The following is a 16,322-nucleotide window of genomic DNA, read 5'->3' on the forward strand; positions in this document are numbered from 1 at the left end:
ATGATGGCAGAGAGGTCACACCCGTTCCCATACCGAACACGGAAGTTAAGCTCTCTAGCGCCGATGGTAGTTGGGACCTTGTCCCTGTGAGAGTAGGACGTCGCCAAGCAAAAACCTAAGTCGTTTCGACTTAGGTTTTTTTGTGTTTATTTTTATATATCAAATGTCATAATCCGTAAATTTAGTAATCTTAATGAGAGAAAAGAATGAAAATGAGGCTATTGAGGGTAATAGTAATGATTTTTTGCTTTTCAGGCTTTCTAAGTGCTCCCAAACAATCCTTATGATAGGAACTGTTATTTCTTTATACAAACCGTTTTGTGTATGGTAGATCTCTAGAAATATATATTCTAATTGCTTATCCTTCTTGCATATAGTTACAATTATTCTTTTGAATATAACTAAAACACGAACGTTATTGATGAGTAATAAAAAAACATTCGATTATTTGTTGACATTGTTTATGAAATATTGTTAATATAGCCATAGAAAGAATAATATATAAGACCTCATATAATCGCGGGGATATGGCCTGCAAGTCTCTACCTAACGACCGTTATTCGTTAGACTATGAGGGAAAGTCACTCGGTATTTTTCTATTCACAAGGGATACGTATGCCTGAGTAGAGCGCTTTCTCTCATAGTAAAAGAGAAACTGTTCTATTTCAGGCTTTTTTTATTTGAATCGGGGGGATTCTAATATGAAATCACTAGTTGGAGTCATAATGGGAAGCACGTCAGACTGGGAAACAATGAAATATGCTTGTGACATTTTAGATGAATTAAATATACCGTATGAGAAAAAAGTTGTATCCGCTCATCGGACTCCGGATTATATGTTTGAATATGCAGAGACGGCTCGTGAACGTGGATTGAAAGTTATTATTGCTGGAGCTGGTGGAGCAGCACATTTACCAGGAATGGTTGCAGCGAAGACAAATCTTCCTGTAATCGGAGTTCCAGTTCAATCAAAAGCGTTAAACGGCTTAGATTCATTATTATCCATCGTCCAAATGCCAGGAGGGGTTCCAGTTGCAACTGTTGCAATTGGTAAGGCTGGTTCAACAAATGCTGGTTTACTTGCTGCACAAATACTTGGATCATTCCATGATGACATATATGATGCATTAGAATTGAGAAGAGAAGCAATTGAAAAAGATGTGCGCGAAGGTAGTGAGCTAGTATGACGAGAATCATTTTACCTGGAAAAACAATCGGTATTATTGGAGGCGGCCAGCTAGGAAGAATGATGGCATTGGCGGCTAAGGAGATGGGATATAAAATTGCTGTTTTAGATCCTACAAAAAACTCACCATGTGCACAAGTTGCTGATATTGAAATTGTTGCATCATATGACGATTTAAAAGCAATTCAGCATTTAGCAGAGATCAGTGATGTTGTTACATATGAATTTGAGAATATTGATTATAGATGTTTACAATGGCTTGAAAAACATGCTTACTTACCGCAAGGCAGTCAGTTGTTAAGTAAAACGCAAAATCGTTTTACAGAAAAGAATGCGATTGAGAAAGCAGGATTACCAGTAGCAACGTATAGATTAGTTCAAAATCAAGGTCAGCTTACTGAAGCAATCGCTGAGTTATCATATCCTTCTGTCTTAAAAACGACGACAGGTGGATATGATGGGAAAGGGCAAGTTGTTTTAAGAAGTGAGGATGACGTTGATACAGCGCGAGAGCTTGCGAATGCAGCAGAGTGTATTTTAGAGAAATGGGTGCCTTTTGAAAAAGAAGTATCAGTTATTGTCATTCGTAGTGTAAGTGGTGAAACGAAAGTATTTCCGGTAGCGGAAAATATTCATGTAAATAACATTTTGCATGAATCCATCGTTCCAGCTCGCATTACAGAAGAACTTTCTCAAAAAGCTATTGCTTATGCAAAAGTGCTTGCGGATGAACTAGAACTTGTGGGAACACTAGCGGTAGAGATGTTTGCTACAGCTGATGGTGAGATTTACATTAATGAATTAGCACCAAGACCTCACAATTCAGGACACTATACACAGGATGCATGTGAAACGAGTCAATTCGGCCAACATATTCGAGCAATCTGTAATTTACCTCTTGGAGAAACAAATTTGTTAAAACCAGTTGTCATGGTAAACATTTTAGGCGAACATATAGAAGGGGTCCTAAGACAAGTGAATAGATTAACCGGGTGCTATTTACACTTGTATGGAAAAGAAGAAGCAAAAGCGCAGCGAAAAATGGGGCATGTTAATATTTTAAATGATAATATTGAAGTCGCTCTAGAAAAAGCGAAGAGTTTGCATATTTGGGACCATCAAGAACAACTGTTGGAGGGAAAAAGATGATTAGTCGTTATACACGCCCAGAAATGGGTGCAATTTGGACGGAAGAGAACAAATTTAAAGCGTGGTTAGAAGTTGAGATTTTAGCTTGTGAAGCATGGGCTGAGCTTGGCGATATTCCGAAAGAAGATGTTAAAAAAATTCGTGAGCATGCATCATTTGATATTGATCGTATTTATGAAATTGAAAAAGAGACACGTCATGACGTAGTTGCATTCACTCGTGCTGTATCAGAAACACCAGCATTAGGCGAGGAACGTAAATGGATTCATTACGGTTTAACATCTACAGACGTAGTAGATACAGCGTTATCTTACATTTTAAAACAAGCGAATGAAATCATATTAAAAGACTTAGAAAACTTTGTAAGTATTTTAGCTAACAAAGCGAAAGAGCATAAATACACGATCATGATGGGAAGAACACACGGTGTTCATGCAGAACCAACAACATTCGGTTTAAAACTTGGTCTTTGGTATGAAGAAATGAAACGTAACGTAGAGCGTTTCAAACAAGCTGCTAATACAGTTCGTGTTGGTAAATTATCTGGTGCGGTTGGTACATATGCAAATATCAATCCATTCGTAGAAAAGTATGTTTGTGAAAACTTAGGATTAGAAGCAGCACCAATTTCAACACAAACATTGCAACGTGATCGCCATGCACATTACATGTCAACACTTGCATTAATCGCAACGTCTATCGAAAAGATGGCAGTTGAGATTCGTGGTTTACAAAAGAGTGAAACACGTGAAGTTGAAGAAGCTTTCGCAAAAGGTCAAAAGGGTTCTTCTGCAATGCCGCATAAGCGTAATCCAATTGGATCTGAAAATATGACTGGTTTAGCTCGTGTTATCCGCGGTTATATGATGACAGCTTATGAGAATGTTCCATTATGGCATGAGCGTGATATTTCTCACTCTTCAGCAGAACGCGTAATTTTACCAGATGCTACAATCGCGTTAAATTACATGCTAAACCGCTTTGGTAATATTGTTAAAAACTTAACTGTATACCCAGAGAATATGAAACGTAATATGACAAGAACATACGGCTTAATTTATTCTCAGCGCGTAATGCTTACATTAATCGATAAAGGTATGGTACGTGAGGAAGCTTACGATATCGTACAACCTAAAGCGATGGAAGCTTGGGAAACACAAGTACAATTTAAAGAGCTTGTAGAAGCTGATGAGCGTATTACGAGCAAGTTAACACAAGAAGAAATTAATGAATGCTTCAACTATGAGCATCATATGCAACACGTTGATACAATCTTTGAACGCCTTGGATTAAACGAAGCGTAAAATTTCATATGGCACAGAATAGAGTCATTCTGTGCCATTCTTTATAAAAACATTATTCACATTTTTCAAACTACAGGGGGCTTGCGAAATGCAAAAGCTAGAATTGCTGTATGAAGGTAAGGCAAAAAGAATTTATCGTACAGAATCAGCAGATATGGTTTGGGTAGAGTACAAAGATAGTGCGACTGCTTTCAATGGGGAGAAAAAAGAGACGATTACAGGAAAAGGTCGTTTGAACAATGAGATTACAACTTTATTGTTCAGAAAGTTACAAGAAGTAGGAATTAAAACACACTTTGTTGAGAAGCTATCTGAAACAGAACAACTTGTTAAAAAAGTGAGTATTATTCCTTTAGAAGTTGTCACAAGAAATGTAATTGCAGGAAGTCTTTCAAAACGATTAGGAATGGAAGAGGGAACTGTACTTGCAGAACCAATCGTAGAATTTTACTTCAAAGATGATGATTTAGGAGATCCGCTTGTAACGGAAGATCATATTCGTGTATTAAACGTTGCATCGCCAGAGCAAGTAAGCGTATTACGAGATATGGCTCTACAAATCAATCAAGTGTTGATTGATCATTTCGCAAGCTGTCGTGTAAGATTAGTAGATTTCAAATTAGAGTTTGGTGTAACGGATGAAGGAGAAATCATTTTAGCAGATGAAATTTCACCAGATACTTGCCGTTTATGGGATGAAACGAGCAATGAGAAGTTTGATAAAGACGTATTCCGTCGTGATCTTGGAAATTTAACAGATGCTTATGAAGAGATTTTAAAACGTTTAGGGGGAATTTCACATGTATAAAGTTAAGGTATATGTAACATTAAGAGAAAGCGTATTAGATCCACAAGGAACAGCAGTAAAAGGAGCACTTCATAGCCTTTCATTCACAGAAGTACAGGATGTTCGAATTGGAAAGTACATGGAACTAACAATTGATAAATCGGTAACCGACTTAGATAGCAAGGTAAAGGAAATGTGTGAAAAACTATTAGCAAACGTTGTAATGGAAGACTTCCGTTATGAAGTTGAGGAGGTTGTCGCACAGTGAAATTTGCCGTAATAGTATTTCCAGGTTCGAACTGTGATGTTGATATGTTCCATGCAATTAAAGATGAGCTTGGCGAAGAAGTAGATTACGTTTGGCACGATACAGAGAATTTAGATGAATATGATGCAATTCTACTACCAGGTGGTTTCTCTTACGGTGACTACTTACGCTGCGGTGCTATTTCTCGCTTTGCGAATGCAATGAAAGCAGTACAGAAAGCAGCTGAGCAAGGAAAGCCAATTTTAGGTGTATGTAATGGATTCCAGATTCTTGTTGAATCAGGATTATTACCAGGAGCATTAATGAGAAATGAAAACTTAAAATTTATGTGTCGAACAGTTCAGTTACGTGTTGAAAATAATGAAACAATGTTTACATCACAATATGAAAAAGATGAAGTAATCAATATTCCAATTGCACATGGTGAGGGGAATTACTATTGTGATGAAGAGACTCTTAAACAATTAGAAGAGAATAATCAAATCGCATTCCGTTACGTAGAAAACCCGAACGGAAGCGTTTCAGATATTGCTGGTATTGTAAACGAAAAAGGAAATGTACTGGGTATGATGCCACACCCAGAGCGTGCTGTAGATGAATTACTTGGCGGTGCTGAAGGGTTAAAAGTCTTTCAATCTATCTTAAAACAGTGGAGGGAAACATATGTCGTTAATGCTTGAACCAAATCCAACACAAATTAAAGAAGAGCGCATATATGCGGAAATGGGGCTAACAGACGAAGAGTTCGCCATGGTTGAAAAGATTTTAGGCCGTCTGCCAAATTATACAGAAACAGGATTATTCTCTGTTATGTGGTCTGAACATTGTAGTTATAAAAATTCAAAACCAGTACTTCGAAAATTCCCAACAACAGGTGAGCGCGTCTTGCAAGGGCCTGGGGAAGGTGCTGGAATTGTAGACATCGGTGATAATCAAGCGGTTGTATTTAAAATGGAAAGTCATAACCACCCTTCTGCTATTGAACCATATCAAGGAGCGGCAACAGGTGTTGGTGGTATTATTCGTGACGTATTCTCTATGGGAGCACGTCCAGTAGCTCTATTAAACTCACTTCGATTTGGAGAATTACAATCACCACGTGTGAAATACTTATTCGAAGAAGTAGTAGCAGGAATTGCAGGATACGGTAACTGTATCGGTATTCCGACTGTTGGCGGCGAAGTACAGTTTGATCCATGTTATGAAGGAAATCCACTTGTAAATGCAATGTGCGTAGGCTTAATTAACCACGAAGACATTAAAAAAGGGCAAGCGCACGGTGCTGGAAACACAGTAATGTACGTAGGAGCATCAACTGGTCGTGATGGTATCCACGGTGCTACATTCGCATCTGAAGAGTTATCTGAAAGCTCAGAAGCGAAGCGTCCAGCAGTTCAAGTAGGAGATCCATTTATGGAGAAACTTCTTATTGAAGCTTGTTTAGAACTTATTCAATCGGATGCACTTGTTGGAATTCAAGATATGGGTGCAGCTGGTTTAACATCATCTTCTGCAGAAATGGCAAGTAAAGCAGGCATGGGTATTGAAATGTACTTAGATGATGTACCACAGCGTGAAACAGGAATGACACCATATGAAATGATGCTATCTGAATCACAAGAGCGTATGTTAATTGTTGTGAAAAAAGGTAGAGAGCAAGAAATAGTAGACTTATTTGAGAAGTATGGTCTTGCAGCCGTTACGATGGGGAAAGTAACGGAAGACAAAATGCTTCGTTTATTCCATAAAGGTGAAATGGTAGCTGAAGTACCAGCGGATGCTCTTGCAGAAGAAGCGCCAATTTATCATAAACCATCACAAGAAGCAGCATATTTTGCTGAATTCCAGCAGATGAAAATGGAAACACCAAAAGTAGAAAATTATAAAGAAACGTTATTCGCTCTATTACAACAACCGACGATTGCAAGTAAAGAGTGGGTTTATGATCAATATGATTATCAAGTTCGCACAAGCACAGTTGTTACACCGGGTTCAGATGCAGCAGTTGTACGTGTACGCGGTACAGAAAAAGGATTAGCAATGACGACAGATTGTAACTCTCGCTACATTTATTTAGATCCAGAAATGGGCGGTAAAATTGCAGTAGCAGAGGCAGCACGTAATATCGTATGTTCTGGAGGAGAGCCACTTGCAATTACAGATTGCTTAAACTTCGGTAATCCAGAGAAACCAGAAATCTTCTGGCAAATTGAGAAATCAGTAGATGGTATGAGTGAAGCTTGTCGCACATTACAAACACCAGTTATAGGCGGAAACGTATCAATGTATAACGAACGTAGTGGTGAAGCGGTATATCCAACACCGACAGTTGGGATGGTCGGACTAGTACATGACTTAAAACATGTAACAACACAAGAATTTAAGCAAGCTGGCGATTTAGTTTATATTATCGGAGAGACGAAGGCTGAGTTTGGTGGAAGTGAATTACAGAAAATGCTTCACGGCAAAATTTTCGGCCAATCACCAAGTATCGATCTAGACGTAGAATTAAAACGTCAAAAACAAGTATTAGCAGCAATTCAAGCTGGCCTTATTCAATCTGCACATGACGTTGCTGAAGGTGGTTTAGCAGTTGCAATTTCAGAAAGTGCAATTGGTGCTAACGGCTTAGGTGCTACTGTGAAATTAGACGGGGAAGCAACAGCGGCATTATTTGCGGAATCGCAATCTCGCTTTGTGATAACTGTAAAACGTGAAAATAAAGAAGCGTTTGAGAAAGCGGTAGAAGCAATTCAAGTTGGAGAAGTAACAAATACAAATGAAGTGACAATTCATAATGAAGAAAATGAAGTATTACTTACAGCAAATGTAGATGAAATGAGAAAGGCTTGGAAAGGGGCAATCCCATGCTTGCTGAAATAAAGGGGTTAAACGAAGAATGTGGCGTTTTCGGAATTTGGGGGCATGAAAATGCGGCACAAGTTTCATACTACGGATTGCACAGTTTACAGCACCGTGGGCAAGAAGGCGCAGGCATTGTCGTAAATAATGGAGAAAAAATCGTCGGTCACAAGGGGTTAGGTTTAATATCGGAAGTGTTTTCAAGAGGAGAGCTAGAAGGATTGAACGGGAAATCAGCAATCGGACACGTACGATACGCGACGGCTGGTGGAAGTGAAGTGGCTAACGTTCAACCATTACTATTCCGTTTTTCTGATCATAGTATGGCATTAGCTCATAACGGGAATTTAATTAATGCAAAAATGCTTCGCCGCGAATTAGAGGCAGAGGGAAGTATTTTTCAAACAAGTTCAGATACAGAAGTACTTTTACACCTTATTAAACGTAGTACGAAAGATTCGTTAATTGAAAGTGTAAAAGAAGCTCTAAATAAAGTGAAAGGTGCGTTTGCATATCTTTTACTAACTGGAAATGAAATGATCGTTGCGCTAGATCCAAATGGATTCCGTCCCCTTTCAATTGGAAAGATGGGAGATGCTTACGTTGTAGCATCAGAAACATGTGCTTTTGATGTAGTAGGTGCAACATACATTCGTGATGTAGAACCGGGTGAATTACTTATCATTAATGATGATGGAATTCACGTAGATCGTTTTACAAATGATGTAGAACATGCAATTTGCAGTATGGAATACATTTACTTCGCACGCCCAGATTCAAATATCGCTGGTGTTAATGTCCATGCAGCACGTAAAAACATGGGGAAACGTTTGGCGGCAGAAGCTCCTATTGAAGCTGATGTTGTTACTGGTGTACCAGACTCTAGCATTTCAGCAGCAATTGGTTATGCGGAGGCGACAGGTATTCCATATGAGTTAGGATTAATTAAAAATCGTTACGTTGGACGTACGTTTATTCAACCTTCTCAGGAACTGCGAGAGCAAGGGGTTAAGATGAAGCTTTCAGCAGTAAGAGGTGTAGTTGAAGGAAAACGAGTTGTTATGATTGATGATTCTATCGTACGAGGAACAACGAGTAAACGAATTGTTCGTATGCTTCGCGAGGCTGGAGCGACAGAAGTTCACGTAAGAATAGCTTCACCACCTTTGAAATATCCATGTTTCTATGGCATTGATATTCAAACGAGAAAAGAATTAATTGCAGCAAATCATACGGTAGAAGAAATTCGTGAAATGATCGGTGCAGACTCATTAACATTTTTAAGTGAAGATGGATTAGTAGATGCAATTGGACGTCCATATGAAGGGAAATACGGTGGCCTATGTATGGCGTACTTCAATGGAGATTATCCAACAGCTCTTTATGATTATGAGCAAGAGCTTTTAGAAAGTATGAAATAAGAAGAAAAAAGCTTCTACTTCTTTTTGATGTAGAAGCTAGCTTCTTTCTTAAAACGGCCCGCACAGGATAGGGAGAAATTAAAAGACGAGGTGTAGATAACGATGGCGAATGCATATAAGCAAGCAGGAGTAGATATTGAAGCTGGATATGAAGCGGTATCTCGCATGAAAAAACACGTACAAACAACAATGAGAAAAGAAGTACTAGGCGGTTTAGGCGGTTTTGGAGGTATGTTTGACCTATCAAAATTTGCATTAGAAGAACCTGTATTAGTATCTGGAACAGATGGCGTGGGAACGAAATTGATGCTCGCTTTTATGGCAGATAAACATGACACAATTGGTATTGATGCGGTAGCAATGTGTGTAAATGATATTGTTGTCCAAGGAGCAGAGCCGCTTTTCTTCCTTGATTATATTGCTTGTGGTAAAGCTGAACCTAGTAAAATTGAAAACATCGTCAAAGGTATATCAGAGGGCTGTCGCCAAGCAGGTTGTGCTTTAATTGGTGGAGAAACAGCTGAAATGCCAGGAATGTATTCTACAGAAGAATACGATTTAGCTGGTTTTACAGTTGGGATCGTTGATAAAAAGAAAATTGTAACAGGTGAAAAAATTGAAGCTGGTCACGTATTAATTGGCTTAGCATCTAGCGGTATTCATAGTAACGGTTATTCTTTAGTACGAAAAGTATTACTAGAAGATGGAGAACTATCTTTAGATCGCATTTACGGACGCTTAGAGCTACCTCTTGGTGAAGAATTATTAAAACCAACGAAAATTTATGTCAAACCTATTTTAGAACTATTGAAGAAATATGAAGTATACGGTATGGCACATATTACAGGTGGCGGATTCATTGAAAATATTCCACGTATGTTACCAGAAGGAATCGGTGCAGAAATTGAATTAGGATCTTGGGAAATTCAGCCGATCTTTAGTTTACTTCAAGAAGTTGGCAAGTTGGAAGAGAAAGAAATGTTCAATATTTTTAACATGGGTATTGGTATGGTAGTAGCGGTGAAGGAAGAAGATGCAAAAGATGTTGTTCGTCTTCTTGAAGAGCAAGGAGAAACTGCTCGTATTATTGGACGCACTGTACAAGGAGCTGGCGTTACTTTTAATGGAGGCACAGCGCTATGAGTAGATTAGCAGTTTTTGCTTCTGGAAGCGGATCTAACTTTCAATCTCTCGTTAATGCAGTAGAAGAAAAAAGATTGGATGCAGAAATTAGTTTATTAGTATGTGATAAACCAGAAGCACGCGCTGTTGGGCGAGCACATTATCATCATATCCCGTGTTTCGCTTTTTCAGCTAAAGCATATGAGTCAAAAGAAGCGTTTGAAAAAGAGATATTAAAGAAGCTAGAAGAGTATGAAATTGATTATGTTATTTTAGCTGGATATATGCGTTTAATTGGACCAACTTTACTAGAAGCTTACGGCGGAAGGATTATTAATATTCATCCATCACTATTACCGAGTTTTCCAGGGAAAGATGCTGTTGGTCAAGCGTTAGAAGCAGGTGTGAAAGTAACTGGAGTAACGATTCATTATGTCGACGCAGGTATGGATACAGGGCCAATTATTGCACAAGAAGCAGTAGTTGTTTCTGAAGGGGATACGAGAGAAAGCTTACAAAAGAAAATTCAACAAGTTGAACATAAATTATACGTAAATACAGTGAATCAAATTGTTCAATCTACGAAAGAACCAACTGTTAACTAACATACAACCAGGGGTGAAGGGTAAATGAAAAAGCGTGCATTAGTAAGTGTTTCAGATAAAACAGGAGTAGTAGAATTTGTTAAAGGTTTACTAGAACAAGGGATCGAAGTTATATCAACAGGCGGTACAAAAAAATTACTAGAAGAAAACGGCTTACAAGTAATCGGTATTTCTGAAGTAACTGGTTTCCCAGAAATTATGGATGGTCGTGTGAAAACATTACATCCAAATATTCATGGTGGTCTATTAGCAGTTCGCGATAATGAAACGCATGTAGCACAAATGAATGAGTTAGGTATAGAGCCAATTGATTTTGTTGTCGTTAACTTATACCCATTCAAAGAAACAATCGCTAAGCCTGATGTAACATTTGCTGATGCAATTGAAAATATTGATATTGGTGGCCCAACAATGATTCGCTCTGCTGCGAAAAATCACAAATTTGTATCGGTAATTGTAGATCCAGTAGATTACGATGTTGTATTAGCAGAACTGAAAGAGAACGGTGAAGTAAAAGAAGAAACGAAACGTAAATTAGCAGCGAAAGTATTCCGCCATACAGCAGCATATGATGCGTTAATCTCTAACTACTTAACAGAGCAAATGGGTGAAGAAAGCCCAGAAACATTAACTGTGACATTTGAGAAAAAGCAAGACTTACGTTATGGCGAGAACCCACATCAAAAGGCAACTTTCTATAAAGCGCCATTCGCAGCAACTTCTTCTGTTGCATACGCAGAACAATTACACGGTAAAGAATTATCATATAACAATATTAATGATGCAGACGCAGCACTTAGCATCGTAAAAGAATTTACAGAACCAGCAGTAGTAGCAGTAAAACATATGAATCCATGTGGTGTTGGAGTAGGAACTGATATTCATGAAGCATACACACGTGCTTATGAAGCGGATCCAGTATCAATCTTTGGAGGGATTATTGCAGCGAATCGTGAGATTGACAAATCTACAGCTGAAAAGTTACATGAAATTTTCTTAGAAATTATTATTGCACCTTCTTTCTCAAAAGAAGCTTTAGAAGTGTTGCAAAGTAAGAAAAACTTACGTTTATTAACTGTAAATATTGAAAAATCGACAAGTGCGAGCAAAAAACTAACTTCTGTACAAGGTGGCCTTCTCGTTCAAGAGGAAGATACGTTATCATTAGATGAAAGTACAATTTCAATTCCAACAAAACGTGAACCTTCAGAGCAAGAATGGAAAGATTTAAAACTAGCTTGGAAAGTTGTAAAACATGTGAAGTCAAATGCAATTGTTTTAGCGAAAGATGATATGACAATTGGTATCGGTGCGGGACAGATGAACCGTGTAGGTTCTGCAAAAATCGCAATTACACAAGCTGGTGAAAAAGCACAAGGTAGCGCGCTTGCATCTGATGCTTTCTTCCCAATGCCAGATACATTAGAAGAAGCAGCAAAAGCAGGAATTACAGCAATCATTCAACCAGGCGGATCAATCCGTGATGAAGATTCTATTAAAGTGGCGGATACGTATGGGATTGCGATGGTGTTCACTGGCGTACGTCATTTCAAACACTAATAGAGGATGTTTAAAAAGTCCAGTCAAGATAACCTTTGATTGATATGAAAAAACAAACTAGGAGCATAGCTTCTAGTTTGTACTTATTTAAATATTGGGGGATGAAATATGAACGTTTTGGTAATTGGCCGCGGTGGGCGTGAGCATGCTTTAGCTTGGAAGTTTGCACAATCTACAAAAGTGAAAAAGGTGTATGTAGCACCGGGCAATGAAGGTATGCGCGATATTGCAACACCAGTTGATATTGATGAAAATGATTTTGATGCATTAGTTTTATTTGCTAAAGAGAATAGGGTTGAATTAACTTTCGTTGGACCAGAAATTCCGCTTATGAATGGAATTGTTGATCGTTTTACAGAAGAGGGACTTCGCGTATTTGGTCCGAATAAAGCGGCTGCTGTTATTGAAGGTAGTAAAGCTTTTACGAAAGAATTGATGAAAAAATATAATATTCCAACTGCGGCATATGAAACTTTTACAGATTATGAAGAAGCAGTACAGTACATTCAAAAAGTTGGTGCACCAATTGTTATTAAGGCAGATGGATTAGCTGCTGGTAAAGGTGTAACAGTAGCGATGACGCTTGAAGAAGCATTACAGGCTGTGAAAGAAATGCTACAAGATGTAAAGTTCGGTGAAGCGAGTAAGAAGGTCGTTATTGAAGAGTTTTTAGATGGACAAGAATTTTCATTAATGGCATTTGTAAATGGAACAACTGTGCATCCGATGGTAATTGCTCAAGATCATAAACGAGCTTTTGATGGAGATAAAGGTCCAAATACAGGTGGAATGGGTGCATATTCTCCAGTACCACAAATTTCGGAATCAGCAGTTCAAGAGGCGATAAAAAACGTATTGCATCCAACTGCTAAAGCGATGATTGCAGAAAATCGATCGTTTACAGGTATTTTATATGCGGGACTTATTTTAACAAATGATGGTCCAAAGGTAATTGAGTTTAATGCTCGCTTTGGTGATCCTGAAACGGAAGTTGTATTACCACGCCTAGAAAATGATTTAGTTGATGTATGTAACGCTGTATTAGATGAGAGTGAACTAACGTTACAATGGTCAGAAGAAGCAGTTATTGGCGTTGTACTTGCTTCGAAAGGATATCCAGAAGTATATAAAAAAGGTGATATTATTAACGGGTTAGATGCATTGCAAGATGTAATTGTGTTTCATTCAGGTACAGCGATGAAACATGGTGATTTTGTAACAAACGGTGGTCGTGTACTATTTGTTGCTTGTAAGGCGAATAGTTTACAAGAAGCGAAAGATAAGGTGTATAAAGAAATTGGTAAAATTGAGAGTGATGCTCTATTTTACCGAAGTGATATAGGATATCGTGCAATTGGGCATGAGATGATGAGAAGCTAATATGTAAAAAATCTCGCTGAGAAATCAGCGAGATTTTTTATGCATCTTTATCTTTTTTCAATTTCCCTTTTTGCTTTGCCATTTCTCGAAGTAAATACTCGATGTGTGCATTGACGCTACGAAACTCATCATTCGCCCATTTTTCGATGACTGCGTGTAATTCAGGATCAATACGTAATGGAAAGCTTTTCTTTTTAGCCATAGTGATTTACAGCCTTTTAGTATAGGCTTCCTGTATTAATAACTGGTTGCGCACCTTTATCTGAAACGATGGCAACTAATAAGTTGTTCACCATATTCGCTTTACGCTCGTCATCTAATTCAAGTACGCCTTCTTCATCTAACATATGGATTGAATCTTTTGCCATCTTCACAGCACCTTCAACAATCTCTTTTCTAGCAGCTAATACTGCTTTTGCTTGTTGGCGTTGTAGCATTGCATGGGCAATTTCTGTTGCATAAGCTAAATGTGTTAAACGAGTTTCTAACACTTCTACGCCAGCAATTTCAAGGCGTGCTTCTAATTCACGTTTTAATTCTTCAGAGATTTCTTCAGTATTTCCACGTAACGTAATGCAAGTTTCATCTTGGAAATTATCATAAGGATATTTCGTTGCAACGTGGCGGATTGCCGTTTCGCTTTGAATTTCTACAAATCGATCATAATGTTCAACGCCGAACATCGCTTTTGCAGAATCAACAACTTTATAGACGATAACAGCTGCAATTTCAATTGGATTTCCGTCAACATCATTTACTTTTAATTTCTTACTATTAAAGTTCTCAACACGTAATGATACAGTTTGACGGAACGCGAACGGAATCGTTAAAAATAAACCGTTTTGACGAATTGTTCCTAAATAATTACCGAAAAACGTAATGACTTTTGCTTGATTTGGTTGAACAATACCAATACCTGTAGCAAGAACTGCAGCTAAAATAATAGTTAATGCTGCTCCTATGAAAATTTCTTGCATGAGGAAAAATACACCGATAGCGGCTAAAATCAAAATTCCAATAATCCCAAGAAAACCATTAACATAAAACACTTGTTTTTCTTTCATATGATCGCCTCCTGATATAAAAATGATATCACTTTTATATCATTTTAAGCAAGAGGTGTACACCTAATTTTCTGAATTTTATTGATTATGTATATTTTAATGTCTGAAATAAGAATGTATGTTCTATTTTTGTGGTAAAATAAAGAAGACTTAACCGCCCACTGCAGCAGCTAAGTCCCTTTGAGAGCATCTTGCATCGTGACAAATGATTCAAAGCGGTTTTGCCAGGATTATATCTTCAATCGCTGACTCAATCTCTTTGTCAGAAGCGTCATAACTTCCATTTGACTGTGGTTTGTCGTGCTTGGAAGTTTGATTCGCTTCTTCTTTAGTATGTCCCTTCTCAGCAAAATTCATGCTAGGCATTTTAAATGCCCCCATGTTCATGTATTTTCCGAATTTCCACATTTCAACAATAGGGCAGAAACGAACAATTCCCTCTGCAACTTTCATTGCACCAATCCATAGCAAAATGTTAGACCAAGTGCACCAAGGTTTGCGCACGAGTTTCGTTGCACTACAACCGAAGAGGACGAGTCCGAGTGTAATTCGAATTAGGGCATTTATTGTACCGATATTTTGCTTCATTAGAAAAACACTCCTTTTATGAAAGTTGAAATAGATAATACTATTTCTTTTATTAGTATCCCTTTTGATTTTTCGGATATGTAATCCAACATTTGACGTGGAAAAAGATGTTGGATTGTGCGTGTGTGTAAGTAGCTTTTTTTGTTATAATGAAAGAATGCATAAAAGGAAGTTCAAAATTAAATCCTCTCGTTTAAAAAATGTGGAAGAGGGGATTCCAAACTTAATTCTCCGCTTTAAACAAATATTTAAGGTGAACTTAAAAAATCCTAATGAAAATAAACTGTTATTTTAAACAGAAATATATACAACTTGAGAAAAGAAAGGGTGTTTTCATGTACGATATTTCCGGATGGAAACATGTATTTAAGCTTGATCCGAATAAGGAATTAAGTGACGAACATTTAGAAATGATTTGTGAGTCTGGAACAGATGCTGTTATTGTAGGCGGAAGTGATGGGGTGACAATTGATAATGTACTACACATGCTAGTTAGCATTCGTAGATATGCAGTTCCTTGTGTGTTAGAGGTTTCTGATGTGGAAGCAATTACACCAGGATTCGATTTTTATTATATCCCAAGCGTTTTAAATAGCCGAAAGGTGGAATGGGTAACAGGCGTTCATCATGAAGCTTTGAAAGAATTTGGGGATATTATGGATTGGGACGAAATTTTTATGGAAGGATATTGTGTTTTAAATCCTGAAGCGAAAGTAGCCCAGCTTACAGATGCAAAGTGTGATGTAACAGAAGATGATGTGATTGCATACGCGCGTTTAGCAGACAAGCTATTACGTTTACCGATATTTTATTTAGAATATAGCGGTACGTATGGAGATGTTGAACTTGTTAAAAATGTAAAAGCACAATTGAAACAAGCTAAGTTATATTATGGCGGTGGTATTTCTAATGCTGAACAGGCGAAGGAAATGGCGCAGCATGCTGATACAGTAGTTGTTGGAAATATTATTTATGATGATATAAAAGCAGCGTTAAAAACGGTTAAAGCAGTAAAAGGAGAGTAGG

General features: G+C 37.8%; 16 protein-coding genes, 1 rRNA gene and 1 riboswitch. Of the genes, 14 read left to right on the forward strand and 3 right to left on the reverse strand.

The genetic code is table 11. From position 1 onward, the window contains the following. From rrf to purD, 13 genes are all read left to right on the forward strand, one after another. Nucleotides 1–109: ribosomal RNA gene (rrf, locus tag ACTFRN_RS27015) — 5S ribosomal RNA — on the forward strand; the annotation flags it as partial. Between the two features lie 380 nt (nucleotides 110–489). Beyond that, a riboswitch (purine riboswitch) is annotated at nucleotides 490–591 on the forward strand. A 110-nt stretch (nucleotides 592–701) separates the two neighbouring features. Further along, nucleotides 702–1,187, forward strand: coding sequence for a 5-(carboxyamino)imidazole ribonucleotide mutase (gene purE, locus ACTFRN_RS27020; protein ID WP_000839371.1), 486 nt, complete (start codon nucleotides 702–704; stop codon nucleotides 1,185–1,187). After that, on the forward strand, nucleotides 1,184–2,335 hold the full coding sequence (gene purK / locus ACTFRN_RS27025) for a 5-(carboxyamino)imidazole ribonucleotide synthase (protein WP_000196798.1): 1,152 nt from the start codon (nucleotides 1,184–1,186) through the stop codon (nucleotides 2,333–2,335). Before purE ends, purK begins: the two co-directional genes overlap by 4 nt. Then, a complete protein-coding gene (purB, locus tag ACTFRN_RS27030) occupies nucleotides 2,332–3,639 on the forward strand; it encodes an adenylosuccinate lyase (RefSeq protein WP_000625679.1) in 1,308 nt (435 codons plus the stop codon). The genes purK and purB overlap by 4 nt, the downstream gene beginning before the upstream one ends. Nucleotides 3,640–3,727: 88 nt before the next feature. Beyond that, nucleotides 3,728–4,447, forward strand: coding sequence for a phosphoribosylaminoimidazolesuccinocarboxamide synthase (purC, locus tag ACTFRN_RS27035; protein WP_001170542.1), 720 nt, complete (start codon nucleotides 3,728–3,730; stop codon nucleotides 4,445–4,447). After that, the gene (purS, locus tag ACTFRN_RS27040; RefSeq protein WP_000278826.1) at nucleotides 4,440–4,694 is read left to right on the forward strand and encodes a phosphoribosylformylglycinamidine synthase subunit PurS; all 255 of its coding nucleotides are present in this window, start codon (nucleotides 4,440–4,442) and stop codon (nucleotides 4,692–4,694) included. The genes purC and purS overlap by 8 nt, the downstream gene beginning before the upstream one ends. After that, nucleotides 4,691–5,374, forward strand: coding sequence for a phosphoribosylformylglycinamidine synthase subunit PurQ (purQ, locus tag ACTFRN_RS27045; RefSeq protein WP_000666779.1), 684 nt, complete (start codon nucleotides 4,691–4,693; stop codon nucleotides 5,372–5,374). The genes purS and purQ overlap by 4 nt, the downstream gene beginning before the upstream one ends. Beyond that, nucleotides 5,358–7,577, forward strand: coding sequence for a phosphoribosylformylglycinamidine synthase II (gene purL, locus ACTFRN_RS27050; RefSeq protein WP_000055585.1), 2,220 nt, complete (start codon nucleotides 5,358–5,360; stop codon nucleotides 7,575–7,577). Before purQ ends, purL begins: the two co-directional genes overlap by 17 nt. Further along, entirely contained in the window at nucleotides 7,562–8,977 is a 1,416-nt protein-coding gene (gene purF / locus ACTFRN_RS27055; protein ID WP_000879021.1) for an amidophosphoribosyltransferase, read from the forward strand. The genes purL and purF overlap by 16 nt, the downstream gene beginning before the upstream one ends. 102 nt (nucleotides 8,978–9,079) lie before the next feature. Beyond that, nucleotides 9,080–10,120, forward strand: a complete 1,041-nt coding sequence (gene purM, locus ACTFRN_RS27060) for a phosphoribosylformylglycinamidine cyclo-ligase (protein WP_001262432.1) — start codon at nucleotides 9,080–9,082, stop codon at nucleotides 10,118–10,120. Further along, nucleotides 10,117–10,704: a phosphoribosylglycinamide formyltransferase gene (gene purN / locus ACTFRN_RS27065; RefSeq protein WP_000088580.1), complete on the forward strand. Its 588-nt coding sequence runs from the start codon at nucleotides 10,117–10,119 to the stop codon at nucleotides 10,702–10,704. The genes purM and purN overlap by 4 nt, the downstream gene beginning before the upstream one ends. A 24-nt stretch (nucleotides 10,705–10,728) precedes the next feature. Continuing rightward, entirely contained in the window at nucleotides 10,729–12,264 is a 1,536-nt protein-coding gene (gene purH, locus ACTFRN_RS27070; protein WP_000745405.1) for a bifunctional phosphoribosylaminoimidazolecarboxamide formyltransferase/IMP cyclohydrolase, read from the forward strand. A gap of 108 nt (nucleotides 12,265–12,372) precedes the next feature. Continuing rightward, on the forward strand, nucleotides 12,373–13,644 hold the full coding sequence (purD, locus tag ACTFRN_RS27075; protein ID WP_049111669.1) for a phosphoribosylamine--glycine ligase: 1,272 nt from the start codon (nucleotides 12,373–12,375) through the stop codon (nucleotides 13,642–13,644). A 37-nt stretch (nucleotides 13,645–13,681) separates the two neighbouring features. Here the strand turns inward: purD and ACTFRN_RS27080 are convergent, their stop codons facing one another. The 3 genes from ACTFRN_RS27080 to ACTFRN_RS27090 form a co-directional block, all read right to left on the reverse strand. Beyond that, nucleotides 13,682–13,846: a toxin-antitoxin system HicB family antitoxin gene (locus ACTFRN_RS27080; RefSeq protein ID WP_001085171.1), complete on the reverse strand. Its 165-nt coding sequence runs from the start codon at nucleotides 13,844–13,846 to the stop codon at nucleotides 13,682–13,684. A 16-nt stretch (nucleotides 13,847–13,862) separates the two neighbouring features. Then, nucleotides 13,863–14,708: an SPFH domain-containing protein gene (locus ACTFRN_RS27085; RefSeq protein WP_000660679.1), complete on the reverse strand. Its 846-nt coding sequence runs from the start codon at nucleotides 14,706–14,708 to the stop codon at nucleotides 13,863–13,865. Nucleotides 14,709–14,918: 210 nt separating this feature from the next. Continuing rightward, nucleotides 14,919–15,296, reverse strand: coding sequence for a YgaP family membrane protein (locus tag ACTFRN_RS27090; protein ID WP_002026867.1), 378 nt, complete (start codon nucleotides 15,294–15,296; stop codon nucleotides 14,919–14,921). 335 nt (nucleotides 15,297–15,631) lie between these two features. Between ACTFRN_RS27090 and ACTFRN_RS27095 the strand changes: the two genes are divergently transcribed. Further along, nucleotides 15,632–16,321, forward strand: coding sequence for a heptaprenylglyceryl phosphate synthase (locus ACTFRN_RS27095; protein WP_000272093.1), 690 nt, complete (start codon nucleotides 15,632–15,634; stop codon nucleotides 16,319–16,321). Nucleotide 16,322 lies beyond the last annotated feature (1 nt).

Source organism: Bacillus cereus group sp. MYBK245-2, from assembly GCF_051916145.1.
Classification (GTDB): Bacteria; Bacillota; Bacilli; order Bacillales; family Bacillaceae_G; genus Bacillus_A; species Bacillus_A pacificus.

Excerpts from the sequence above, each read along its gene's own strand:
- purE (WP_000839371.1), top strand. The coding sequence starts at position 702 with ATGAAATCACTAGTTGGAGTCATAATGGGAAGCACGTCAGACTGGGAA.
- purK (WP_000196798.1), top strand. The coding sequence starts at position 1,184 with ATGACGAGAATCATTTTACCTGGAAAAACAATCGGTATTATTGGAGGC.
- purB (WP_000625679.1), top strand. The coding sequence starts at position 2,332 with ATGATTAGTCGTTATACACGCCCAGAAATGGGTGCAATTTGGACGGAA.
- purC (WP_001170542.1), top strand. The coding sequence starts at position 3,728 with ATGCAAAAGCTAGAATTGCTGTATGAAGGTAAGGCAAAAAGAATTTAT.
- purS (WP_000278826.1), top strand. The coding sequence starts at position 4,440 with ATGTATAAAGTTAAGGTATATGTAACATTAAGAGAAAGCGTATTAGAT.
- purL (WP_000055585.1), top strand. The coding sequence starts at position 5,358 with ATGTCGTTAATGCTTGAACCAAATCCAACACAAATTAAAGAAGAGCGC.
- purF (WP_000879021.1), top strand. The coding sequence starts at position 7,562 with ATGCTTGCTGAAATAAAGGGGTTAAACGAAGAATGTGGCGTTTTCGGA.
- purM (WP_001262432.1), top strand. The coding sequence starts at position 9,080 with ATGGCGAATGCATATAAGCAAGCAGGAGTAGATATTGAAGCTGGATAT.
- purN (WP_000088580.1), top strand. The coding sequence starts at position 10,117 with ATGAGTAGATTAGCAGTTTTTGCTTCTGGAAGCGGATCTAACTTTCAA.
- purH (WP_000745405.1), top strand. The coding sequence starts at position 10,729 with ATGAAAAAGCGTGCATTAGTAAGTGTTTCAGATAAAACAGGAGTAGTA.
- purD (WP_049111669.1), top strand. The coding sequence starts at position 12,373 with ATGAACGTTTTGGTAATTGGCCGCGGTGGGCGTGAGCATGCTTTAGCT.
- ACTFRN_RS27080 (WP_001085171.1), bottom strand. The coding sequence starts at position 13,846 with ATGGCTAAAAAGAAAAGCTTTCCATTACGTATTGATCCTGAATTACAC.
- ACTFRN_RS27085 (WP_000660679.1), bottom strand. The coding sequence starts at position 14,708 with ATGAAAGAAAAACAAGTGTTTTATGTTAATGGTTTTCTTGGGATTATT.
- ACTFRN_RS27090 (WP_002026867.1), bottom strand. The coding sequence starts at position 15,296 with ATGAAGCAAAATATCGGTACAATAAATGCCCTAATTCGAATTACACTC.
- ACTFRN_RS27095 (WP_000272093.1), top strand. The coding sequence starts at position 15,632 with ATGTACGATATTTCCGGATGGAAACATGTATTTAAGCTTGATCCGAAT.